22 protein-coding genes and 1 pseudogene are annotated in these 21447 nt (G+C 74.3%); 21 read left to right on the forward strand and 2 right to left on the reverse strand.

Going from position 1 to position 21447, the window contains the following annotated elements; translation table 11 throughout:
- Nucleotides 1–39: 39 nt before the first annotated feature.
- A complete protein-coding gene (locus tag O2W15_RS14690) occupies nucleotides 40–543 on the reverse strand; it encodes a hypothetical protein (RefSeq protein WP_269179927.1) in 504 nt (167 codons plus the stop codon).
- 210 nt (nucleotides 544–753) lie between these two features.
- Between O2W15_RS14690 and rimP the strand changes: the two genes are divergently transcribed.
- The 12 genes and pseudogenes from rimP to larE all read left to right on the forward strand — a co-directional run bounded on the left by rimP (nucleotide 754) and on the right by larE (nucleotide 11516).
- Nucleotides 754–1545 carry a ribosome maturation factor RimP gene (rimP, locus tag O2W15_RS14695; RefSeq protein ID WP_269179928.1) on the forward strand — a complete coding sequence of 264 codons (792 nt, stop codon included), beginning with the start codon at nucleotides 754–756 and terminating at the stop codon, nucleotides 1543–1545.
- A complete protein-coding gene (gene nusA, locus O2W15_RS14700; protein ID WP_269165237.1) occupies nucleotides 1542–2666 on the forward strand; it encodes a transcription termination factor NusA in 1125 nt (374 codons plus the stop codon). The genes rimP and nusA overlap by 4 nt, the downstream gene beginning before the upstream one ends.
- Nucleotides 2667–2674: 8 nt before the next feature.
- Nucleotides 2675–2941, forward strand: a complete 267-nt coding sequence (locus tag O2W15_RS14705) for a YlxR family protein (protein WP_164701072.1) — start codon at nucleotides 2675–2677, stop codon at nucleotides 2939–2941.
- Nucleotides 2942–3156: 215 nt separating this feature from the next.
- Nucleotides 3157–3297: pseudogene (locus tag O2W15_RS14710) on the forward strand (translation initiation factor IF-2 N-terminal domain-containing protein); the annotation flags it as partial.
- A 1056-nt stretch (nucleotides 3298–4353) separates the two neighbouring features.
- The gene (gene infB, locus O2W15_RS14715; protein ID WP_269165347.1) at nucleotides 4354–6192 is read left to right on the forward strand and encodes a translation initiation factor IF-2; all 1839 of its coding nucleotides are present in this window, start codon (nucleotides 4354–4356) and stop codon (nucleotides 6190–6192) included.
- 85 nt (nucleotides 6193–6277) lie between these two features.
- Nucleotides 6278–6580, forward strand: coding sequence for a DUF503 domain-containing protein (locus O2W15_RS14720; protein WP_269165236.1), 303 nt, complete (start codon nucleotides 6278–6280; stop codon nucleotides 6578–6580).
- A gap of 80 nt (nucleotides 6581–6660) precedes the next feature.
- Nucleotides 6661–7212 carry a 30S ribosome-binding factor RbfA gene (gene rbfA / locus O2W15_RS14725; protein ID WP_269165235.1) on the forward strand — a complete coding sequence of 184 codons (552 nt, stop codon included), beginning with the start codon at nucleotides 6661–6663 and terminating at the stop codon, nucleotides 7210–7212.
- Nucleotides 7209–7451 carry a hypothetical protein gene (locus tag O2W15_RS14730; protein ID WP_269179929.1) on the forward strand — a complete coding sequence of 81 codons (243 nt, stop codon included), beginning with the start codon at nucleotides 7209–7211 and terminating at the stop codon, nucleotides 7449–7451. Before rbfA ends, O2W15_RS14730 begins: the two co-directional genes overlap by 4 nt.
- Before the next feature lie 4 nt (nucleotides 7452–7455).
- On the forward strand, nucleotides 7456–8445 hold the full coding sequence (locus O2W15_RS14735) for a DHH family phosphoesterase (protein ID WP_269179930.1): 990 nt from the start codon (nucleotides 7456–7458) through the stop codon (nucleotides 8443–8445).
- A gap of 17 nt (nucleotides 8446–8462) precedes the next feature.
- Complete coding sequence (locus O2W15_RS14740; protein WP_269179931.1) at nucleotides 8463–9743, forward strand: MATE family efflux transporter; 1281 nt, start codon at nucleotides 8463–8465, stop codon at nucleotides 9741–9743.
- Complete coding sequence (truB, locus tag O2W15_RS14745; RefSeq protein ID WP_269179932.1) at nucleotides 9740–10660, forward strand: tRNA pseudouridine(55) synthase TruB; 921 nt, start codon at nucleotides 9740–9742, stop codon at nucleotides 10658–10660. The genes O2W15_RS14740 and truB overlap by 4 nt, the downstream gene beginning before the upstream one ends.
- Before the next feature lie 22 nt (nucleotides 10661–10682).
- Complete coding sequence (gene larE, locus O2W15_RS14750) at nucleotides 10683–11516, forward strand: ATP-dependent sacrificial sulfur transferase LarE (RefSeq protein ID WP_269179933.1); 834 nt, start codon at nucleotides 10683–10685, stop codon at nucleotides 11514–11516.
- Here larE and larB read toward each other — a convergent pair.
- Nucleotides 11507–12184 (reverse strand): nickel pincer cofactor biosynthesis protein LarB, encoded by a 678-nt coding sequence (larB, locus tag O2W15_RS14755; RefSeq protein WP_269179934.1) that lies wholly within the window; start codon nucleotides 12182–12184, stop codon nucleotides 11507–11509. The two genes, larE and larB, sit on opposite strands and share 10 nt — an antisense overlap.
- A 38-nt stretch (nucleotides 12185–12222) precedes the next feature.
- On the opposite strand from larB, the gene O2W15_RS14760 reads away from it, so the two are divergent.
- From O2W15_RS14760 to dapB, 9 genes are all read left to right on the forward strand, one after another.
- Nucleotides 12223–12723, forward strand: a complete 501-nt coding sequence (locus tag O2W15_RS14760; RefSeq protein ID WP_269179935.1) for a GNAT family N-acetyltransferase — start codon at nucleotides 12223–12225, stop codon at nucleotides 12721–12723.
- A gap of 92 nt (nucleotides 12724–12815) precedes the next feature.
- The gene (locus O2W15_RS14765) at nucleotides 12816–13142 is read left to right on the forward strand and encodes an antibiotic biosynthesis monooxygenase family protein (protein WP_269165227.1); all 327 of its coding nucleotides are present in this window, start codon (nucleotides 12816–12818) and stop codon (nucleotides 13140–13142) included.
- A gap of 194 nt (nucleotides 13143–13336) precedes the next feature.
- Nucleotides 13337–14488 (forward strand): branched-chain amino acid aminotransferase, encoded by a 1152-nt coding sequence (locus O2W15_RS14770; protein ID WP_206330599.1) that lies wholly within the window; start codon nucleotides 13337–13339, stop codon nucleotides 14486–14488.
- 37 nt (nucleotides 14489–14525) lie between these two features.
- Nucleotides 14526–15497 carry a bifunctional riboflavin kinase/FAD synthetase gene (locus O2W15_RS14775; protein WP_269179936.1) on the forward strand — a complete coding sequence of 324 codons (972 nt, stop codon included), beginning with the start codon at nucleotides 14526–14528 and terminating at the stop codon, nucleotides 15495–15497.
- 129 nt (nucleotides 15498–15626) lie between these two features.
- Nucleotides 15627–15896 carry a 30S ribosomal protein S15 gene (gene rpsO, locus O2W15_RS14780; protein ID WP_091942961.1) on the forward strand — a complete coding sequence of 90 codons (270 nt, stop codon included), beginning with the start codon at nucleotides 15627–15629 and terminating at the stop codon, nucleotides 15894–15896.
- Nucleotides 15897–16157: 261 nt separating this feature from the next.
- Nucleotides 16158–18422 carry a polyribonucleotide nucleotidyltransferase gene (locus O2W15_RS14785; RefSeq protein WP_269165225.1) on the forward strand — a complete coding sequence of 755 codons (2265 nt, stop codon included), beginning with the start codon at nucleotides 16158–16160 and terminating at the stop codon, nucleotides 18420–18422.
- Nucleotides 18419–19795 (forward strand): M16 family metallopeptidase, encoded by a 1377-nt coding sequence (locus tag O2W15_RS14790; protein WP_269165224.1) that lies wholly within the window; start codon nucleotides 18419–18421, stop codon nucleotides 19793–19795. Before O2W15_RS14785 ends, O2W15_RS14790 begins: the two co-directional genes overlap by 4 nt.
- 8 nt (nucleotides 19796–19803) lie before the next feature.
- Nucleotides 19804–20184 (forward strand): VanZ family protein, encoded by a 381-nt coding sequence (locus O2W15_RS14795; RefSeq protein WP_269165223.1) that lies wholly within the window; start codon nucleotides 19804–19806, stop codon nucleotides 20182–20184.
- Between the two features lie 58 nt (nucleotides 20185–20242).
- Nucleotides 20243–21052, forward strand: a complete 810-nt coding sequence (gene dapB / locus O2W15_RS14800; protein ID WP_269165222.1) for a 4-hydroxy-tetrahydrodipicolinate reductase — start codon at nucleotides 20243–20245, stop codon at nucleotides 21050–21052.
- Nucleotides 21053–21447: the final 395 nt, after the last annotated feature.

Consider the following 21447-nt stretch of genomic DNA (forward strand, 5'->3'; position numbering starts at 1 on the left):
CGTCGTCCCGTCTCCCGGCTGCCCGTCGCGGAGCAGTGTTCATGCCAACAGTCCGTCCTGGCCCCGGAGGCCGGCCGCGATGCTGCCGAGCAGCGCCGCCCGCCCTCCGGTGAACTCCGGGCAGGCCTCGGCGTGCGCGGTGGCGGCCGCAGCGACGACGCCCCGCAGCCAGACGCGTGCCTCCGCCGGATCGGTCGGTGCCGCGGCGCCGCTGGTCGCCGCCGAGGTCGTCGCGGTGTCGCCGGGGGCGGCCGCGCGCAGCCGGTCCAGCTGTGCCCGCGCCTGCGCGGCGAGCGGGGTCAGCGTCGCGGCCAGGTCGGGCGCGCTGCTCAACGCCTGGTCGTAGCCGGCCACCACCTCCTCCTGCACCCGGACCTGGGCGGCGAGCCGGTCGACCTGCGCCGGGGTGACCGCGTCGGTGACGTCGCCAGGACTGCCGGTGCAGCCGGTGGACACCAGCGCCGTGCCGGCGAGGGTGGCGATCAACAGGCTGCGTCGGGAGAACGTGCCGGCGGCCGGGGGAGCGGGGAGGAGTCCGGACATCGCCGTCCATCCTGACAGTCCCGGGCGACTCTCCTGGCCGAACGCACCGGAGCGCCGGTCGCTACTCGTGGGACCGGTGGTGCCGGCGGTGCGGGCGGTAGCCTGACGGTTCACGCGCAGCACGCCGGTGGCCCGTCGGGCCCGCCCGGCCGCCCATCGGGGTCCCACCCGGTGGGCACGTCGCGGTTCCCACACAACAGGAGGCAGTCGGTGTCCACGCGAGGTGCAGGCACCGCGGACGTGGTGACCGCCAAGCTGACCGGTTGGGTCGAGCCCGTGGTCGGCGCCGCCGGGTACGACCTGGAGGAGCTCGTCGTCCGCCCCGCCGGCCAGCGGTCGGTGGTGCGGGTCGTGGTCGACCGGGACGCCGGGGTCAGCCTGGACGACGTCGCCGAGCTCAGCCGTGCGCTGTCGGAGGTGCTCGACGCGCAGGACGAGGCGCTGGGTCGCTCGCCCTACGTCCTGGAGGTCACCAGCCCCGGGGTCGACCGCCCACTGACCCTGCCGCGGCACTGGCGGCGCAACGTCGGCCGGTTGGTCGGCGTCGCCGTCGGCCCCGAGTCCGGCCGGGAGCAGCTCACCGGCCGGGTCCTCCGGGTCGACGACGACGGGGTCGTGCTGGCCGTGGAGAAGGGCGGCACCAAGAAGGGCCAGGTGCGCAAGGCCGTCGGCGAGCGCACCGTGCCCTGGGCAGAGCTGGGCGAGGCGCGGGTGCAGGTGGAGTTCACCCGCCCGGCCGGGCACCGCGACGCCGCGCTGGTCCACCACGGCGACGGCACCGACGACGAGCACGACGACGACGAGCACGACGACGAGCACCAGGACGACGAGGCGCACCAGGACGACGACGAGACCGACGACGAGGTGCCCGCGGGCACCGAGCACGACCACGAGCAGGACCCGGCCGGGGCCGACGCGACCGACGCGAGCGGGAGGACCGGACGACCGGCCCCGCGCCGCGCGCCGCAGGACCCCCGGTCGCGACGAGGAGGCAACGAGTGAACATCGACGTGACGGCTCTCAAGGCGGTCGAGCGGGAGAAGGGCATCCCCGCGGACACGGTGCTGCAGGCGATCGAGAGCGCGCTGGTCACCGCCTACCGGCACGCGGACGGCGCGGCCAAGCACGTGCGCGTGCAGGTCGACCGCAAGAGCGGCGAGGTCGCCGTCCTGGCCCAGGAGCTGGGGCCGGACGGCGAGGTCGTGCACGAGTGGGACGACACCCCCTCCGACTTCGGCCGGATCGCCGCCAGCACCGCCAAGCAGGTGATCATCCAGCGGCTCCGCGACGCCGAGCACGAGCAGACCTTCGGGGAGTACGCCGGCAAGGAGGGCGACATCGTCAGCGGCATCGTGCAGGCGCACGAACGCCGCAACACCCAGGGCGTGGTGCTGGTCGACATCGGCAAGGTGGAGGCCACGCTGCCGGCCCCCGAGCAGGTGCCCGGTGAGGACTACCGGCACGGCAGCCGCCTGAAGGCCTACGTCGTCTCCGTCGCCCGCACCTTCCGCGGCCCGCAGGTGACGCTGTCGCGCACCCACCCCAACCTGGTCCGCAAGCTGTTCGCGCTCGAGGTTCCCGAGGTCGCCGACGGCAGCGTGGAGATCGTCGCCGTGGCGCGCGAGGCCGGGCACCGGTCGAAGATCGCCGTCCGCACCCGCGTCCCGGGGCTGAACGCCAAGGGTGCGTGCATCGGCCCGATGGGCCAGCGGGTCCGCAACGTGATGAGCGACCTGCACGGCGAGAAGATCGACATCGTCGACTGGTCCGAGGACGAGGCCAGCTTCGTCGCCTCTGCGCTGTCGCCCGCGCGAGTCACCAGCGCACGGGTGGTGGACCCGGCCGCTCGGGCGGTCCAGGTGGTCGTGCCGGACTACCAGTTGTCGCTGGCGATCGGCAAGGAGGGGCAGAACGCCCGCCTGGCCGCCCGGCTCACCGGGTGCCGGATCGACATCCGCAGTGACGCCGAGCCCACCGACGGCGACGCCCCGGTCTCCCCGGGTGTCGGGCGGGCTCCGTTGCGGGCGGGCGTGCAGCCGGGCCGGCCCGGTGCCCGCGGTCCGCAGGGCGGTCACCGCCCCCCCGTACGGCGCGCGGAACATCCCGGGCCCGCGGCGCGCTAGACTCCCTGATGGCCGATTCGTCGATGCCGGTCCGCACCTGTGTGGGGTGCCGGCGACGCGCTCCGGTCACCGAGCTGTTGCGTGTCGTCGTCCGCGGCGGGGGGCTCACCCCTGATCCGCGGCGACGGCTCCCCGGCCGGGGTGCGTCCCTGCACCCCACCGCGGAGTGCCTGCAGGCAGCAGTCCGGCGCCGGGCCTTCCCGCGCGCGCTGCGCAGCAGCACGCCGCTGGAGACCGGCCCGCTCGAGGCCCACGTCCTCCGGCAGGTCACCTGACCCGCCCGGGTGGTGCCCCGGACGGACCGCACCGAGCACCCTGCACCAACCGAGCACCATGTACTGAGCGCGATCCAGTCGGACCGGCACCCGGCCGGTCCACAGTCGAGAGCAGGACGACCTCGGATGAGCAACCCGTGAAGTCGCCACGATGACCATGCACCACTGAGACAGAGGTCGAGCGGGCCAGCCGCCGGCCTCACCAGAGGAGACCCGTGCCAGGCAAGGCCCGCGTACACGAGCTCGCGAAAGAGCTCGGTATCGACAGCAAGACAGTGCTCGCCAAGCTCAAGGAGCAGGGCGAGTTCGTGAAGTCCGCCTCGTCCACCGTCGAGGCCCCGGTGGCCCGACGGCTGCGTGAGGCCTTCCCCGGCGACGGTGCCTCGAGCTCCGGTGGCGGCAACGGCGCCTCCGGTGGCCGCCCCGCTCCGCGTCCCGGCCCCCGGCCCGCGCCGGTGGCGTCGGCTCCTGCCGCCCCGGCTCCCGCTGCTCCGGCTCCGGCCGCTGCCGAGGCCCCGGCTGCCCAGGCACCGGCTGCCCAGGCACCGGCTGCCCAGGCACCGGCTGCCCAGACTGGTGCTCCGTCGCCGGCCCGTCCGGCGGCTCCCGGCCCGCGTCCCGGCCCCCGGCCGGCCCCGCAGCAGCCGGTGGTCGAGGCCCCGGCCCCGCAGCAGCCGGCCGCCAGTGCCCCGACCCAGCAGCCTCCGGCCGCACCGGCCCAGCCGGGCGCGCGTCCGGCCGCTCCGGGTCCGCGACCCGCGGGTGGTGCGCCGGACGGCGGCCCGGCCGCTGGTGGAGCCGCTCCGGGCGCCCCGCGCCCGGCCGCTCCCGGGCCGCGGCCCGGCCCCCGTCCGGCCCCCCGGCCGGGCAACAACCCCTTCAGCAGCGCCCCGCGTCCGGCTGCCGCCGGTCCGCGACCCGGCGGAGCTCCCGGTCAGCAGGCCGGTCCCGGTGGGCCGCGTCCCGGCCCCGGTGGCCCGCGTCCGGCTCCCGGCGCCGGCGGACCCCGTCCGTCGTCCGGTCCTGGCGGGCCCCGTCCCGCCGCCGGTCCGGGTGGGCCGCGTCCCAACCCCGGCATGATGCCGCAGCGTCCGAGCCCCGGCATGATGCCGCCGCGGCCGGCCGCTGGCGGTCGCGCCGGTGGCCCTGGCGGCCCTGGTGGCGCCGGTGGTCGTGGCCGTCCGGGTGGTCCCGGCGGTGGCGGTGGCTTCCGTCCCGGTGGCGGCGGTCCCGGTGGTCCCGGTGGCGCGCCGGCCGGCGGTGGCTTCCGTCCGGGTGGCGGCGGCGGTGGCCGTGGTCGTGGCCGCGGTGGCTCCGGTGCCGGCACTGCGGGTGCCTTCGGGCGTCCGGGTGGTCGCGGTCCGGTCCGTGGGCGCAAGAGCAAGAAGCAGCGGCGTCAGGAGTTCGACTCCATGGCGGCGCCGAGCATGGGTGGCGTCTCGCTGCCCCGTGGCAACGGGCAGACCGTCCGGCTGCCGCGTGGCGCCTCGCTGACCGACCTGGCCGAGCGGATCAACGCCGAGCCGGCCGCGCTGGTCACCGCCCTGTTCCACCTGGGCGAGATGATCACCGCGACGCAGTCGGTCAACGACGACACCCTGCAGCTGCTGGGTGCCGAGATCGGCTGGGTCATCCAGGTCGTCAGCCCGGAGGACGAGGACCGCGAGCTCCTCGACACCTTCGACCTCACCTTCGGTGACGAGGAGAGCGACGACGAGGACGACTGGGGCATCCGCCCGCCGGTCGTCACCGTCATGGGTCACGTCGACCACGGGAAGACCAAGCTCCTGGACGCGCTCCGGCACGCGAACGTGGCGGGCAAGGAGGCCGGTGGGATCACCCAGCACATCGGCGCCTACCAGATCGTCACCGAGCTGGAGGGCAACGAGCGTCCGGTCACCTTCATCGACACCCCGGGTCACGAGTCGTTCACCGCGATGCGTGCCCGTGGCGCGAAGGTCACCGACATCGTCGTCCTGGTCGTGGCCGCCGACGATGGCGTCATGCCGCAGACGGTCGAGGCGCTCAACCACGCCCAGGCCGCCGAGGTGCCGATCGTGGTCGCGGTCAACAAGATCGACAAGGAGGGGGCCAACCCCGCCAAGATCCGTCAGCAGCTCACCGAGTACGGGCTGGTGGCCGAGGAGTACGGCGGCGACACGATGTTCGTCGACGTCTCCGCGACCACCCGTCAGGGCCTCGACGACCTGCTGACCTCGATCCTGCTGACCGCTGACGCCTCGCTGGACCTGCGCGCCAACGTGGGTCAGGACCCCCAGGGTGTGGTCATCGAGGGCAAGCTGGACAAGGGCCGTGGCCCCGTCGCCACGGTGCTGGTCCAGCGCGGCACCCTGCGCCAGGGCGACTCGATCGTGGCCGGCGACGCCTACGGTCGCGTCCGGTCGCTGCTCGACGAGCACGGCAACAAGCTCAAGGAGGCCCTGCCGGCCCGTCCGGTCCAGGTCGTCGGCCTGACCTCCGTGCCGCGCGCCGGTGACACCTTCCTCGTCGTAGAGGAGGACCGGATCGCCCGGCAGATCGCCGATCGCCGTCAGGCCCGCATCCGCAACGCGCAGAACGCGTCCATGCGGAAGCGGATCAGCCTGGAGGACCTCGACGCGGCGCTCAAGGAGACCCGTCAGCTCAACCTGATCATCAAGGGCGACAACTCGGGCACCGTCGAGGCGCTCGAGGAGGCGCTGATGAAGATCGAGGTGAGCGACGACCTCACGCTGCGGGTCATCCACCGCGGCGTCGGTGGGATCACCAAGAGCGACATCGACCTGGCGCTGGCCGACGACGTCATCGTCCTGGGCTTCAACGTCCGGGCCGAGGGTCAGGCCACCGAGCTCGCCGCCCGCGAAGGCGTGGACGTCCGGTACTACACGGTCATCTACCAGGCCATCGAGGAGATCGAGTCCGCGCTCAAGGGCATGCTCAAGCCCGAGTACGAAGAGGTGCAGCTGGGCACCGCGGAGGTCCGCGAGGTCTTCCGGGTCCCGAAGATCGGCAACGTCGCCGGCTCCTTGGTGCGCAGCGGCACGATCGTCCGCAACTCCAAGGCCCGTCTCATCCGGGACGGCGCCGTGGTCGCGGACAACCTGACCGTCGAGTCGCTGCGTCGCTTCAAGGACGACGCGACCGAGGTCCGCGAGGGCTACGAGTGCGGTGTCGGGCTGGGGTCGTTCAACGACATCAAGCCCGAGGACGTCATCCAGACCTTCGAGCTGCGCGAGAAGCCGCGCGCATAACGGAAGGACCCCGTCCTCCTCACGCCTCGCAGGCTCGGCGTGAGCCTCGGGACGGGGCAGTGAGTCACTGAGCAGCAGAGAGGCGGTGAGCGTGTTCACGGGCACGCTCACCGCCGACCTGCTGTTGGGCGACGTGCACTCGCTCAAGGAGAAGCGTGCCGTGGTGAAGCCGATCGTGGCCGAACTGCGGCGTCGCTACTCCGTGGCCGCCGCCGAGGTCGGCGACCCCGACCTGCACCGCCGTGTGCAGGTCGGGGTCGCCACCGTGGCCGGCGAGGCCGCCCAGGTGGGCGACGTGCTGGACGCCTGCGAGCGGTTGCTGGCCGAGCGACCCGAGGTGACGCTGCTGTCGACGCACCGGCAGTTGTCCAGCGACACCGATCAATGACCCCCCTGCCCCCCGCCACTCGCACGCTCGCGGCGGGGCCCGGCAAGGGGGCCACCACACCCTCGACATGGAGGTCCGTCATGGCCGACCCGGCCCGGGCACGCCGACTGGCGGTGCGCATCCGTCAGATCGTCAGCGCCACGATCGAGATGCAGATCAAGGACCCCCGCCTCGGGATGGTCACCATCACCGACGCGCGGGTCACCAGCGACCTGCGCGAGGCGACGGTGTTCTACACCGTCTACGGCGACGCGCTGCAGATCGAGGACTCCGCACGGGCCCTCGCCAGCGCCACCGGCGTGCTCCGCTCCACCGTGGGCAAGCAGACCGGGATCAAGTTCGTGCCCACGCTGGCCTTCGTGGCCGACATCGTCCCGGACACCGCCCGGGAGCTGGAGGAGGCGCTGGCCCGCGTCCGGGAGGCCGACGCCGAACTGGCCCGCGCCCGGGAGAACGCCCAGTACGCGGGCGAGGCGGACCCGTACCGCAAGCCCGCGGTCGACGAGGACGAGGACACCGAGGACGGGGACGACCTCGACGGCGCTGCCGACGAGCCGGCCGACGCTGCTGCCGGCCGCACGGACGGCTACGCCGACGGCCGCCCGTCGGCCGCCGAGCGGAGCGCATCGTGACCGGCGCCGTGGACCCGGACCCGGACGACCTGGCCGGAGAATGGGAGGGAGCCGGGTTCGGCGGTCGGCAGGAGCCGGCCACCGGCGACCCCACCGCCGGCGGCAAGCACGGCGACATCGGGACGACCGACAGCATCGCCGAGGACGAGCCGGACGACGGCACGCACTACGCGCCGGGCGGCGGCAACACCGATCCCGAGCCGCAGCAGCCGCCGCACGCCGGCCCGGACGGCACGTGAACCGATGACCACCGTCTCCGCGCCCGCGGACGCGGCCGTGGAGCTGCTCGCCGCTGCGGCGGCCGCCGGGCAGACGGTCGTGCTCTCCGGCCACGTCCAGCCCGACGCCGACGCCCTGGGCAGCACCCTCGCGCTGGCCGAGGGGCTCCGACGCTGCGGCGCCCGGGTGGTCGCCACCTTCCCCGAGCCGTTCACGCTGCCGACGTCGCTGGGCTGGCTCCCCGGCGCCGAGCAGCTGGTCCCACCACGGACCGTGCCGGCCGACGTCGACGTGTTCGTCAGCCTGGACGCCGCCGCCCCCGGTCGGCTGGGTGACCTGGCAGCCCTGCTGACCACCGCGCGGCGGTCGGTCGTCGTCGACCACCACGCCAGCAACCCCGGGTTCGGCGAGATCCGGGTGGTCGAGGCACGCGCCGCCGCGACCGTCGTGCTCGTCGCGGACCTGCTGGACGGCCTGGGCGTCGAGCTCGACGAGCGGCTGGCCACCTGCCTGTACGCCGGGTTGGCGGCCGACACCGGCTCCTTCCGCTTCGGCAACACCGCGCCGGGCACCCACGAGCTGGCTGCCCGGCTGCTGCGCACCGGCATCGACCACGCGGCGATCAGCCAGCGGCTGTTCGACACGGCGCCCTTCGGCTGGCTGGGGCTGCTCTCGGCCGTCACCGGGCGCGCCGTGCTCGACCGGGAGGTCGGCGCAGGACTGGTCTGGACCTGGTCGACGGCGGCGGAGGCGCGCACCCACGGCCTGGCCGTCGACCAGCTCGAGGCCCTCGTCGACGTCGTCCGTGCCACCGCCGAGGCCGACGTCGCCTGCGTCCTCAAGGGCCAGGACGACGGTGCCTGGTCGGTCTCCCTCCGCTCCCGCGGTGCCACCGACCTGGCCCGGGTGGCGATGGCCCTCGGGGGCGGTGGGCACCGCGCGGCCGCCGGGTACACCTCGACCGCCGACCGGGAGGGCACGATCGCGCAGCTCCGGCAGGAGCTGGCCCGCTGAGCAGGTCGGTCCCGTCGTTGGCGGCGCCGGCACTGGTCGTGCTGGCCGCCGAGCCGCTGTACCTGCTCGTCGACACCGCGGTGGTCGGCAACCTCGGCACGGTCAGCCTCGGCGGTCTCGCCGTCGGCGGCGGTCTGCTGGCCTACGTGGCGGCGCTGCTCAACTTCCTGGCGTACGGCACGACCGCCCGCGCGGCCCGGCGCGCCGGGGCCGGGGACCGGGACGGCGCGGTCGCCGAGGGCGTGCAGGCCACCTGGCTGGCCCTGGCCCTGGGCCTGGGGCTGGCCGCCGTCTTCCAGGTCGCGGCCGGGCCGCTGACCCGCCTGCTCGCCGGCGGGGACGGGCCGGTCGCCGACGCCGCCGAGGAATGGCTGCGGGTGGCCAGCCTGGGGCTCCCGCTGCTGCTGATCGCACTGGCGGGCAACGGCTGGCTGCGTGGCGTCCAGGAGCTGCGCCGGCCGATGGGCTACGTCCTGGCCGGCAGCCTGGTCAGCCTGGTGCTGTGCCCGCTGCTGGTGCACACCGCCGAGATGGGGCTGGTCGGCTCCGCCGTGGCCAACGTGGTCGGCCAGGCCGTCTCCGCCGCGCTCTTCGTCCGTGCGCTGACCCGTGAGCTGGCCGGGACCGGGACCTCCCTGCGGCCCCGGCCGGCCGCGCTGCGGGGCCAGCTGGTGCTCGGGCGCGACCTCCTGCTGCGCGCCGCCGTCCTCCAACTGGCCTTCGCCGCCGCCACGGGGGTGGTGGCCCGGTCGGGCACCGCCGAGCTCGGGGCGCACCAGATCGCCCTGCAGCTGTGGCTGTTCCTCGCCCTGGTGCTCGACGCCTACGCCATCGCCGCGCAGACCCTCGTCGGCACGGCGCTGGGCGCGGCCCGCCCGGCCGAGGCCCGCGCCACCGCGAGCCGGGTGGTCGGCTGGGGCCTGGGCACCGGCGTCCTCGTCGCCGTCGCACTGCTCGCCCTGCGCCCGGTGCTGCCGCCGTTGTTCACCGACGACCCGGCGGTGCTCGCCGAGGCCGGCGTCGTGTGGTGGTTCCTGGCGCTCATGCAGCCGCTGGCCGGGGTGGTCTTCGCCCTGGACGGGGTGCTCATGGGCGCGGGGGACGTCGCCTACCTGCGCACCGTGACCGTCGGCGCAGCGCTGGTGGGCTTCGTGCCGCTGTCGCTGCTGTCCGGCTGGCTGGACTGGGGGCTGCCGGGGGTGTGGACCGGCCTGACCCTGTTCATCGTGCTGCGGCTGGTGGCGGTGGGCCGGCGGGTGCGGGGCAGCGCCTGGCTGGGTGAGAGCGTGGCCCCGTGAGTCCGAAGAAGCCCGACGCCGACGTCCCGCCGTCCCTGCTGCTGGTCGACAAGGCCGGCGGCATGACCTCCCACGACGTCGTCGCCCGCGCCCGGCGGGTGCTGTCGGTGCGCAAGGTCGGGCACGCCGGGACCCTGGACCCGATGGCCACCGGGCTGCTGGTGCTGGGCGTGGGCGCGGCCACCCGGCTGCTCGGCCACCTCTCCGGCTCGGACAAGACGTACGAGGCCACCATCCGGCTCGGCCAGACCACGGTCACCGACGACCGTGAGGGTGACGTGACCGCCACCGCATCGGCCGCCGGGGTCACCGAGGACGCCGTCCGCGCCGCGCTGGCCGGTCAGGTGGGCCCGCTGCAGCAGGTGCCCTCGTCGGTCAGCGCGGTGAAGGTCGACGGCAAGCGCTCTTACGACCGGGTGCGGGCCGGCGAGGAGTTCGAGCTGGCGGCCCGGTCGGTGACCGTGCACCGGATCGACGTCCACGACGTCCGTCGTCCCACCGTCGACCTGGTCGACGTCGACGTCACCGTCTCCTGCAGCACCGGCACCTACATCCGGGCGATCGCCCGGGACGTGGGCGCGGCCCTCGGGGTCGGGGGCCACCTCACGGCCCTGCGCCGCACCTCGTCGGGGCCGTTCGCCACCGCCGACGCCCGACCGGTCGAGGAGGCCGCCGAGGCGCTGGCCGGGCCGGGCAGCGGCCCGGGCGTGCTGGGCCTGACCGACGCCGCCCGGGCGGTCTTCCCCGCCCGGGAGCTCACCGCGGAGGAGGCCGTCGCCCTGGGGTACGGCCAGCGGGTCCCGGCCACCGGCACCCCGGGGCTGCACGCGGCGGTCGCTCCCGACGGTCGGCTGGTCGCGCTGGTCGAGGACGCCGGATCGGTGGCCCGGGTGGCGGTCGGCTTCCCGCCGGGCTGAGCCGGATGACACCCTGCGGAGGATGAGCGCACTCGAGCACCGGCTGGCCCTGCTGGACGCCGAGCTCGCCGCCGTCCCTGGGGTGCTGGTTGCCTTCTCCGGCGGCGTCGACTCCGGTGTCGTGCTGGCCGCTGCGGTGCGCGCCCTGGGCGCCGGACGGGTGGTCGCCGCGACGGCCGTCTCCCCGAGCCTGCCGGCGGCGGAGCAGGTGGCGGCACGGGCGTTCGCGAGCTCGCTGGGGGTGCGGCACGAGCAGCCGCGCACCGACGAGCTGTCCCGGCCGGGGTACGTCGCCAACGCCGGTGACCGCTGTGCGTTCTGCAAGACCGAGCTGGTCGACGTGCTCACCCCGCTGGCCACGGAGCTGGGGATCGCCGACGTGGTCACCGGTACGAACGCCGATGACCTGCGGGCGGGCTTCCGGCCCGGCATCCGGGCGGCTGCCGAACGGGGCGCGTGGGCGCCGCTGGCCAGGGCCGGCATGACCAAGGACGACGTCCGGGCGGCCGCCCGGCTCTGGGGCCTGCCGCTGGCCGACAAGCCGGCCGCCGCGTGCCTGGCCAGCCGGATCGCCTACGGGGTGCCGGTGTCGGCGGCGGGCCTGGCGCGGGTGGAGGCGGCCGAGGCGGCGTTGCGGGCGGCGCTGGCCGAGGCCGGGCACCCGGCGCGGGACCTGCGGGTGCGGGACATGGGCGAGGACGTGGCCCGGGTGGAGGTCGATGCCGCACTGGTGCCGGTCGTCGGCACGGAGCTGCTGGCCGCGGTCCCCGGGTTCGCCCGGGTGGAGCTGGACCCGCGGGGCTTCCGGTCGGGGGCGATGAACGAGCTGCTGCCCGACCCGGTGCGCTACCGGTGAGCTGAGCGGACGATCCGGGCGGCCGCGACGCCGGCGCCGAACCCGTTGTCGATGTTGACGACCAGCACGCCGGGCGCGCAGGCGGTGAGCATGGTGAGCAGCGCGGCCAGGCCCTCGAAGGCGGCGCCGTAGCCGACCGAGGTGGGGACGGCGACCACCAGCCGGTCGGTGAGCCCGGCGACCACGCTGGGCAGCGCGCCGTCCATCCCGGCGACCACGACGACGGCGTCGGCCGCGGCCAGGTCCGGGGCCACGGCCAGCACCCGGTGCACGCCGGCCACCCCGACGTCGTCCACGCGACGGCACCCCACCCCGCTGGCGGCCAGGGTGGCGGCGACCTCGGCGGCGACCGCGCCGTCCGACGTCCCGGCGGTGAGCACGAGCACCCGGCCGACCGGCGGTTCCGGCGTGCCCACCCAGGCCACCCGGCCCACCGGGTCGACGTGGGCCTCCGGCCAGCGGGCGAGCACCGCCGCGGCGGTGGGTTCGTCCACCCGGGTGGCCCAGGCGAGCGGGGCGCCGGCGTCGAGCAGGCCGGCCAGGCAGCCCACCGTCTCGGCCGGGGTCTTGCCGCCGGCGAAGACGACCTCGGGGGTGCCGGTCCGGGCCGCCCGGTCGGGGTCCAGCCGGGCGAAGCCGATGTCGGCGGTGCGCGGCTGCTCGGTCACCGCATCAGTCTCGCCCACCGGCTCGGCAGACTGTCCGGGTGCTGGTGCGGCGACGGGTGGACCACGACCTCCCGGGCAGCGTCCGCGCCCTGCGGGAGGTGCACGACGTCGACGGGTACCCGGCGCGGTGGCCGGCGGACCCCACAGCGTGGTCGACGCCCAGCGGGACCGTCGCCTGCTGGGTGGCCGAGGTGGCCGGCGTCGTCGTCGGGCACGCCTGTCTGGTGGGCGGCGTCGTCGACGACGTGCTGAGCCGACGGATCGGGGTGCCGGCCGGCGGGCTGGGCGCCGTCTCCCGGCTGTACGTCGCGCCGCGGGGGAGAGGGCAGGGCCTCGGCGCCGGTCTGCTGGCCGCGGCGACGGCGTGCGCCGAGGACCGGGGTCTGCAGGTGGTGCTCGAGGTGGTCGAGGCCAGCGGCGCCGTGCGCCTGTACGAGCGGCTGGGATGGCGGCTGGTCGACCGCCGGTCGGCCGACTGGACGACCCCTGCCGGAGTGCGCCCGCCGATCCGGGTCTACGTCCCACCGCCGCGGGGATGACCGCGCCCTCCAGCGCGAGTGGACGGGGACGAGCAGCTGCGGGTGTCGCACCCGCCGTGTCGAGCCGGTCGTCGCTGGGCAGGATGCGGTGCATGAGCGTCGTCAAGATCAACGTCGTGACCATGCCCGAGGACAAGCGCGCCCGTTTCGAGGAGCGGTTCAAGGGCCGCGCCGGTGCGGTGGAGACCACCCCGGGGTTCGAGTGGTTCGAGCTGCTGCGCCCGGTCGCCGGCACCGACTCCTACCTCGTCTACACGCGGTGGAGCAGCCAGGAGGCCTACGAGGCCTGGCAGACCAGCCAGGACTTCGACCGCGCGCACGACGGCGGGGGCGACACCCTGGCCCCGGCCGCCGAGCGCTCGCAGCAGCACGTGTGGAGCTACGAGGTCGTCGAGTCCGCGGCCCCGAAGAGCAGCTGAGCCGCCGGCCCGCGCCGTCGTCGCCCGCCTCGGCGACGACGGCCGGGCCCGCCGGTTCGTCCGATCGCACCACCCACGGACGGGCGGTCGTCCCGCCGCACGTGCCGTGGGCCCGTGGAGCCGGGCTAGGGTGACCGTGCGGGCCTGGCAACCGCCGGACCACGCTCCAGCACGAGCACCAGCAGGTGGGAGCCATGACCGACACGCTCGCCGACAGCCGTACCTCCCCCCGGGTCTTCACCGAGGGCGTGCCGCTGGTCGTGGAGGACGTGCCGCGCCGGTCCGCCGCCGAGCGTGCCGCGGTCCTGGCGGACCCCGGCTTCGGTCGTCACTTCACCGACTCGATGGTCGTGGCCCGGTACCGTGCAGGCGAGGGCTGGGTCGACGCCCGGCTGACCGGGTACGGGCCGCTCCAGCTGGACCCCAGCACCGCCGGCCTGCACTACGCCCAGTCGATCTTCGAGGGGCTCAAGGCCTACGCCCAGCCCGACGGCAGCGTCGCGACCTTCCGGCCGGAGTCCAACGCCGCCCGGTTCGCCCGCAGCGCCGCCCGGCTGGCCATGCCGGCCGTCCCGCACGACGCCTTCCTCACCGCCGTCGACGCCCTGGTCGACGCCGACCGCGACTGGGTCCCCACCGGCCCCGACCAGACCCTCTACCTCCGCCCGTACATGATGGCCGTCGACCCGTTCCTCGGGGTCCGGCCGGCGAGCGAGTACCTGTTCCTCGTCATCGCCAGCCCGGCCGGGGCGTACTTCCCGCGCGGCGTGCAGCCGGTGTCGGTCTACCTCTCCGAGGACTACATCCGGGCCGCCCCCGGCGGCACCGGCGACGTCAAGTGCGCCGGCAACTACGCGGCCAGCCTGCTGGCCCAGGAGCAGGCGATCGCCGCCGGCTGCGACCAGGTGGTGTGGCTGGACGCGGTGGAGAAGCGCTGGGTCGAGGAGATGGGCGGGATGAACCTGTTCTTCGTCCTGGGTTCCGGCGCCGACGCCGAGCTCGTCACCCCTGAGCTCACCGGCACGCTGCTGCCCGGCATCACCCGCGAGTCGCTGATCACCGTGGCCCGCGAGCTCGGGCACCCGGTCACCGAGCGGAAGTTCAGCGTCGACGAGTGGCGGGCCGGCGTCGCCGACGGCACGGTGACCGAGACCTTCGCCTGCGGTACGGCCGCGGTCATCACCCCGGTCGGTGAGGTCAAGGGGCGCACCGGCGACTTCACGGTCGGCAACGGCGAGCCCGGCCCGCTGACCATGGAGCTGCGCGCGCGGCTGCTCGACGTCCAGCACGGCCGGGTCCCCGACACCCACGGCTGGCTGCACCGCGTCGCGCCCGTGGCCTCCTGAGCACGTCGACCACTCGACAGCGGGGGAGGGGAACGACGTGCTGCGCTGGCGTGGGCTGGACGCGACCCCGCCGGACCTGGGGCGCACGGTGGTCACCGTCGGCATGTACGACGGCGTGCACCGCGGCCACCAGCACCTGATCGGTGCGGCGGTCACCCGGGCCCGCGCGGTCGGACGACCGGCGCTGCTGCTCACCTTCGACCCGCACCCCTCCGAGGTGGTGCGGCCCGGGTCCCACCCGGCGATCCTGACCTCGGCCGACCGCAAGGCCGAACTGGTGGCCGAGCTGGGTGTGGACGCCATGTGCGTGCTGCCCTTCACGCCCGAGTTCAGCCGGCTGTCCCCGGGGGAGTTCACGCACACCGTGCTGGTCGAGCACCTGCACGCCGCCCAGGTGGTGGTGGGGCGGAACTTCACCTATGGACACAAGGCGGCCGGGACCGTCGAGACGCTGGCCGCCGAGGGCCGTCGGTTCGGCTTCAGCGTCGAGGGGGTCGACCTGACCAGCGTCGGCTCGGCCCCCGACCTGACCGGCGACGGCGAGGTGACCATCTCCTCCACCTACATCCGGGCCTGCGTGGCCGCCGGGGACATGGCGTCGGCCGCCCTCGCGCTCGGCCGCCCGCACCGGGTCGACGGGATCGTCGTCCGCGGTGACCGTCGCGGGCGGGAGCTCGGCTACCCGACCGCCAACGTGGAGAGCCCGGCGCACACCGCGATCCCGGCCGACGGGGTCTACGCCGGGCGGCTGGTGCTGCGCGACCACCGCGGGGTCAGCCGCAGCACCCACCCGGCCGCGATCTCGGTGGGCAGCAACCCGACCTTCGCCGGCGCCCGGCGCACCGTCGAGGCCCACCTGCTCGACTTCGACGGCGACCTGTACGGCGAGCACGTCGGCGTCGAGTTCGTCGAGCGGCTGCGCCCGATGCTCAGCTTCGCCGGGGTGCCGGAGCTGCTGGTGGCCATGGGCGAGGACGTGGCGCGGACCCGCGCCGTCCTGGAGGTGTGACCGGGCGACTCCGGGCCTGACCCTGGTGCGGCCGTGTAACCTCGGTGCTGACGTCGGGTGACCGACGTGTGTGCATGCTGCCCCCGTGACACAGACCGGGGGCCACACGTGACCTGCCCTGGAGGCACCATGGCGCTGGAGAGCGCGACGAAGAAGCAGATCATGACCGAGTACGCGACGGTCGAGAACGACACCGGTTCCCCCGAGGTGCAGGTCGCGATGCTGACCCGACGGATCAGCGACCTGACCGAGCACCTCAAGCTGCACAAGCACGACCACCACAGCCGGCGGGGCCTGCTCCTGCTGGTCGGCCGTCGCCGGCGGCTGCTGAACTACCTGGCCAAGACCGACATCAACCGGTACCGCTCGCTCATCGAGCGGCTCGGCCTGCGCCGCTAGCACGACCGAGGGGACCGCTCCGGCAACACCGGGACGGTCCCCTCACTCGTGCGGCACCCGCCGCACGGGACCACCGGCCCCACGCCGGCCGCCCCGCGAGGGCCGGTCCTCGGTAGTGGCCCCCGGGACGCAGCGAGCCTGAGTGCAGGACCCCGCGAGTGCGCCCCCCGAGGGCTTCGATCGAAGACCGGTCGCCCCGGACGCCGTCGGCGCGACGCCGCGAAGAGGACGTCGCCGTATGCGACGTAGGAAGAGGACACGATGTCCGCACCCACCACAGATCCCACCGACTTCGACGCCGAGGACGGCGTGTTCACCGCCACCGCGGTGATCGACAACGGGGCCCTCGGTTCCCGCACCGTCACCTTCGAGACCGGCCGCCTCGCCAAGCAGGCCGCCGGCTCCGTCGTGGCCACCATGGGCGACACCACGCTGCTGTCGGCCACCACGGCCGGCCGCCAGCCCAAGGAGCAGTTCGACTTCTTCCCGCTCACGGTGGACGTCGAGGAGCGGATGTACTCGATCGGGAAGATCCCCGGTTCGTTCTTCCGCCGCGAGGGCCGCCCCTCCGAGGACGCGATCCTCACCTGCCGGCTGATCGACCGCCCGCTGCGGCCGACCTTCGCCAAGGGCCTGCGCAACGAGGTCCAGGTCGTCATCACCGTCCTGTCCCTGGACCCCGACCACGTCTACGACGTGCTCGCGATCAACGCCGCGTCGGCCTCCACCCAGCTCTCCGGCCTGCCGTTCTCTGGCCCGATCGGTGGCACCCGGGTGGCGCTGATCAACGGGCAGTGGGTCGGCTTCCCGACCCACGCCGAGCTCGAGGACGCCGTCTTCGACATGGTCGTGGCCGGCCGGGTCCTGCCCGACGGCGACGTCGCGATCATGATGGTCGAGGCCGAGGCCACCGAGAAGACCATCGAGCTCATCGCCGGTGGCGCCACCGCCCCGACCGAGGAGGTCGTGGCCCAGGGCCTCGAGGCCGCGAAGCCGTTCATCAAGGCGCTGTGCCAGGCGCAGTCCGCGCTGGCCGAGAAGGCCGCCAAGCCGGAGGCGCACTTCCCCCGCTTCCTGGACTACCAGGACGACGTCTACGCCGCCGTCGAGGCGCACGCCGCCGAGAAGCTGGCCGTGGCCCAGGCCATCGCCGGCAAGCAGGAGCGCGAGGAGGCCACCGACGCGCTCAAGGACGAGGTCAAGGCCGCCCTGGCCGGGCAGTTCGAGGGCCGCGAGAAGGAGGTCTCCGGAGCCTTCCGCGCCGTGACCAAGAAGGTCGTCCGGCAGCGCATCCTGCGCGACAAGATCCGCATCGACGGCCGTGGGCTCACCGACATCCGGCCGCTGTCGGCCGAGGTCGAGGTGCTCCCGCGGGTGCACGGCTCGGCGCTGTTCGAGCGCGGCGAGACCCAGATCATGGGCGTCACCACGCTGAACATGCTCCGCATGGAGCAGCAGCTGGACACGCTGAACCCGATCACCCGCAAGCGCTACATGCACAACTACAACTTCCCGCCGTACTCCACCGGTGAGACCGGCCGGGTGGGCTCGCCCAAGCGCCGCGAGATCGGCCACGGAGCGCTGGCCGAGCGGGCACTGCTGCCGGTGCTGCCGAACCGCGAGGAGTTCCCCTATGCGATCCGACAGGTCTCCGAGGCCCTCGGCTCCAACGGCTCCACCTCGATGGGCTCTGTCTGCGCCTCGACGCTGGCCATGCTCAACGCCGGTGTGCCGCTGAAGGCCGCGGTCGCCGGCATCGCCATGGGCCTGGTCTCCGACGAGGTCGACGGCAAGACCGAGTACGTCGCGCTGACCGACATCCTCGGTGCCGAGGACGCCTTCGGTGACATGGACTTCAAGGTCGCCGGCACCAAGGACTTCGTGACGGCCCTCCAGCTGGACACGAAGCTCGACGGCATCCCCTCCGACGTCCTCGCCGGTGCGCTGACCCAGGCCCGCGCGGCCCGGCTGCACATCCTCGACGTCATGCTCGAGGCGATCGACGGCCCCGACGAGATGAGCGCCTACGCCCCGCGGGTGACCACGGTGCGCATCCCGGTCGACAAGATCGGCGCGGTCATCGGCCCGAAGGGGCAGATGATCAACGCGATCCAGGACGAGACCGGCGCCGACATCACCATCGAGGACGACGGCACGATCTACGTCGGCGCCTCCGATGGCCCCTCGGCCCAGGCCGCGGTCGACCGGATCAACGCCATCGCGAACCCGACGCTGCCCAAGGTCGGCGAGCGGTTCCTCGGCACCGTGGTCAAGACGACGGCCTTCGGCGCCTTCGTCTCGCTGCTTCCCGGCCGCGACGGCCTGGTCCACATCAGCAAGCTGGGCAACGGCAAGCGGATCGCCAAGGTCGAGGACGTCGCGAACGTCGGCGACAAGCTGCAGGTCGAGATCACCGACATCGACGCCCGCGGCAAGATCAGCCTGGTGCCGGTCGTCGAGGGCGACGCCGCCGCTGCCGGTGACGCAGCTCCGGCTGACGAGACCGCCGCTCCCGCGGAGGCGTGAACACGAGTACCGACCTGACCGGGGCCGGGGCGGGCGCTGCGGCGTCCGTCCCGGCCCCGGTCGGTGTCACGCAGGTGCTGGACGTCGACGAGGTCGGCGGCCGGGTGGAGCGGACCGAGCTGCCCGGCGGGCTGCGGGTGCTCACCGAGACGATGCCCGGGGTGCTGTCGGCGACCCTCGGCATCTGGGTCGGGGTCGGGTCCCGGGACGAGAGCCCGGAGCTGGGCGGCTCCTCGCACTTCCTCGAGCACCTGCTGTTCAAGGGCACCCGGAGCCGCACGGCGCTGGAGATCGCCACGGCGATGGACGCCGTCGGTGGTGAGATGAACGCCTTCACCGCCAAGGAGCACACCTGCTACTACGCGAACGTGCTCGCCAGCGACCTCCCGCTCGCGGTGACCCTGCTCGGGGACCTGGTCACCGAGGCCCTCAACACCGCCCCGGACCTCGAGTCCGAGCGCACGGTGGTGCTCGAGGAGATCGCGATGCGCGACGACGAGCCCGCCGACGCGGTGCACGACCTGTACGCCGAGACCCTGTTCGGCGACACCCCGCTGGGCCGGTCGGTGCTCGGCACCGTGGAGTCGATCGAGTCCCTGACCCGGGACGACGTCGACGGCTGGTACCGCGACCGCTACGCCGTCCCCTCGATCGTCGTCTCGGCGGCCGGGCGGGTCGACCACCAACAGGTCATCGACCTCGTCACGGCGGCCTTCGGTGGACGGTTGAGCGGGGGAGCGCGGCCGGAGCCGTTGCGGCTGGGGTCCGACGTCGTCCTGGGCGAGCCGGCCCGGCCGACCGGGCTGATCCACCGGCGCACCGAGCAGACGCACCTGCTGCTGGGCAGCCTGGGGATGGGCCGACTGGACGAGCGGCGGTACGCCGGCGCGGTGCTGGACGCCGCAGTGGGTGGCGGCATGAGCTCGCGGCTGTTCCAGGAGATCCGGGAGAAGCGGGGCCTGGTCTACAGCGTGGGGTCCTCGCTGACCCACTACGCCGGTGCCGGGAGCTTCTCGGTGTACGCCGGCTGCTCGCCCAAGCGCGTGCCCGAGGTGCTCCGGCTGATCCGCGCCGGGCTCGCGGAGGTCGCGGCCACCGGCCTGACCACCGAGGAGGTCGTCCGGGCACGCGGCCAGCTCAAGGGCGGGCTGGTGCTGGGGCTGGAGGACACCGGCTCGCGGATGAGCCGGTTGGGCAAGAGCGAGCTCTCCTACGGCGAGTACCTGCCGGTGCGAGAGGTGCTGGCCCGGCTGGAGGCGGTGCAGGAGGACCAGGTGCGTGCGGTGGCCGCCGACCTGTTCACCCGGCCGACCTGCCTGGCCGTCGTCGGCCCCTACCGGGAACGCGACCTCGACCGGCTGCTCGCCGCCTGAGTCGCCGGATGAGCTCCCGCCCGACCCTGCGGTTCGCCGACCACGGTGCACTGGCGCGCGGCACCTTCGCCGTCGTCGTGCTGGTGTCGCTGGCGGTGCTGTTCACCCCGGCGTCCGGCGTGCCGTCGGCCCCGCCGGGCGTGGACAAGGTCGTGCACGGGCTGCTGTTCGCCGGGTTGGCGGTCAGCGGCCGGTGGGCCGGTGTCGGCCGGTGGGTGCTCGCCGTCCTCCTGGTGCTCTACGCGGCGGCCAGTGAACTGCTCCAGTCCCTGGCCGTGCTGAACCGGTCGACGTCGGTCGCCGACCTCGCGGCCGACGTCGCCGGGGTGGCCGTCGGGCTCCTGGCCTGGGAAGCCCTCGCCCGGCACCGGGCCGCGCGTCCGACCTGACCTGCCGGTGGGTGGGCGCCGCCTTGCGTGCGACGCCCGCGTTGGTGAGCATCGCGGGATGAGCACCCCGCCGGCCCCCGACGTCCAGCCTCCGACCTCCACCACCGGGGAGACCCCGCTGGTCTCGGTGGGGGTGCTCGGCGCCCGGGGCCGGATGGGCACCGAGGTGTGCCGGGCGGTCGACGCCGCGGAGGACCTCGAGCTCGTGGCGATGGTCGACGAGCGCGACTGGCTGTTCAACGTGGCGGACGCGGGCGCCCAGGTGGTCGTCGACTTCACCCGGCCCGACTCCGTCATGGACAACATCCGCTTCTGCATCGACCAGAACATCCACTGCGTCGTCGGGACGACGGGCTTCGACGAGCAGCGGCTGGCCACGATCGCCGAGTGGCTGGAGCCCAAGCCGGACCTCGGGGTGCTCATCGCACCGAACTTCGGGATCGGTGCCGTGCTCCTCATGCGCTTCGCCCAGGAGGCGGCGCGCTTCTTCCCGTCCGTGGAGATCGTCGAGCTGCACCACCCGGCCAAGGTCGATGCCCCCTCGGGCACCGCGGCCCGCACGGCCCGGCTGGTCGCGGCCGCCCGGCGGGCGGCGGGCGTGCCGGCCGCGCCGGACGCGACCCGGGAGGCCGACTCGCTGCCCGGTGCGCGCGGTGCCGACATCGAGGGCGTGCCCGTGCACGCGGTCCGGCTCGCCGGGCTCGTCGCCCACCAGGAGGTGCTCATGGGGGCAGCGGGGGAGACGCTGACCCTGCGGCACGACTCCTACGACCGGGCGTCGTTCATGCCCGGTGTCCTCCTCGCCGTCCGGGAGATCGGCCGCCGTCCTGGCCTGACCGTCGGGATCGAGTCGCTGCTCGGGCTCTGAGGCCGGTGCGCGGAGGCCGGCCGGCCCACCCGCCGGCCTCCGCAGAGTGACCTGCCTCGCAATCCTGGACAGCCGTGTCGGCGCTGACCTGCGGTTTCTCAGCCGCCATGGCCCTCGGGAGGCGTTCGGACGGTGCTCAGGCCCTCCGGCGGTTTGACGAGGGCCTGGACGGCACGTAACTTCTTCTTTGCGCCGAGCGAGACCGGGTCGAAAGAGCCGGGAGCCGCGAGGTCAGACCCCCGGGTGTGACAGCGAGCCGTGCACGGCGTACAGTCGGACAAGCCGCCTCGAACGAGGGCCAAGCAATTGGTCGGGTTTCGTGCGCGTCCGCTCCTTGAGAACTCAACAGCGTGCCGAAAGTCAGTGCCATATATCAATACCCCCATTCGGCGTCC

It is taken from the genome of Modestobacter sp. VKM Ac-2979, from assembly GCF_026967995.1.
Lineage (GTDB): Bacteria > Actinomycetota > Actinomycetes > Mycobacteriales > Geodermatophilaceae > Modestobacter.

What these genes read in the sequence shown, in the direction of transcription:
- O2W15_RS14795 (WP_269165223.1), top strand. Translation starts at nt 19,804, where the DNA reads ATGAGCTCCCGCCCGACCCTGCGGTTCGCCGACCACGGTGCACTGGCG.
- larE (WP_269179933.1), top strand. Translation starts at nt 10,683, where the DNA reads ATGAGCGCACTCGAGCACCGGCTGGCCCTGCTGGACGCCGAGCTCGCC.
- O2W15_RS14705 (WP_164701072.1), top strand. Translation starts at nt 2,675, where the DNA reads ATGGCCGATTCGTCGATGCCGGTCCGCACCTGTGTGGGGTGCCGGCGA.
- O2W15_RS14785 (WP_269165225.1), top strand. Translation starts at nt 16,158, where the DNA reads ATGTCCGCACCCACCACAGATCCCACCGACTTCGACGCCGAGGACGGC.
- rpsO (WP_091942961.1), top strand. Translation starts at nt 15,627, where the DNA reads ATGGCGCTGGAGAGCGCGACGAAGAAGCAGATCATGACCGAGTACGCG.
- rbfA (WP_269165235.1), top strand. Translation starts at nt 6,661, where the DNA reads ATGGCCGACCCGGCCCGGGCACGCCGACTGGCGGTGCGCATCCGTCAG.
- O2W15_RS14735 (WP_269179930.1), top strand. Translation starts at nt 7,456, where the DNA reads ATGACCACCGTCTCCGCGCCCGCGGACGCGGCCGTGGAGCTGCTCGCC.
- O2W15_RS14770 (WP_206330599.1), top strand. Translation starts at nt 13,337, where the DNA reads ATGACCGACACGCTCGCCGACAGCCGTACCTCCCCCCGGGTCTTCACC.
- O2W15_RS14690 (WP_269179927.1), bottom strand. Translation starts at nt 543, where the DNA reads ATGTCCGGACTCCTCCCCGCTCCCCCGGCCGCCGGCACGTTCTCCCGA.
- dapB (WP_269165222.1), top strand. Translation starts at nt 20,243, where the DNA reads ATGAGCACCCCGCCGGCCCCCGACGTCCAGCCTCCGACCTCCACCACC.
- O2W15_RS14765 (WP_269165227.1), top strand. Translation starts at nt 12,816, where the DNA reads ATGAGCGTCGTCAAGATCAACGTCGTGACCATGCCCGAGGACAAGCGC.
- infB (WP_269165347.1), top strand. Translation starts at nt 4,354, where the DNA reads ATGGCGGCGCCGAGCATGGGTGGCGTCTCGCTGCCCCGTGGCAACGGG.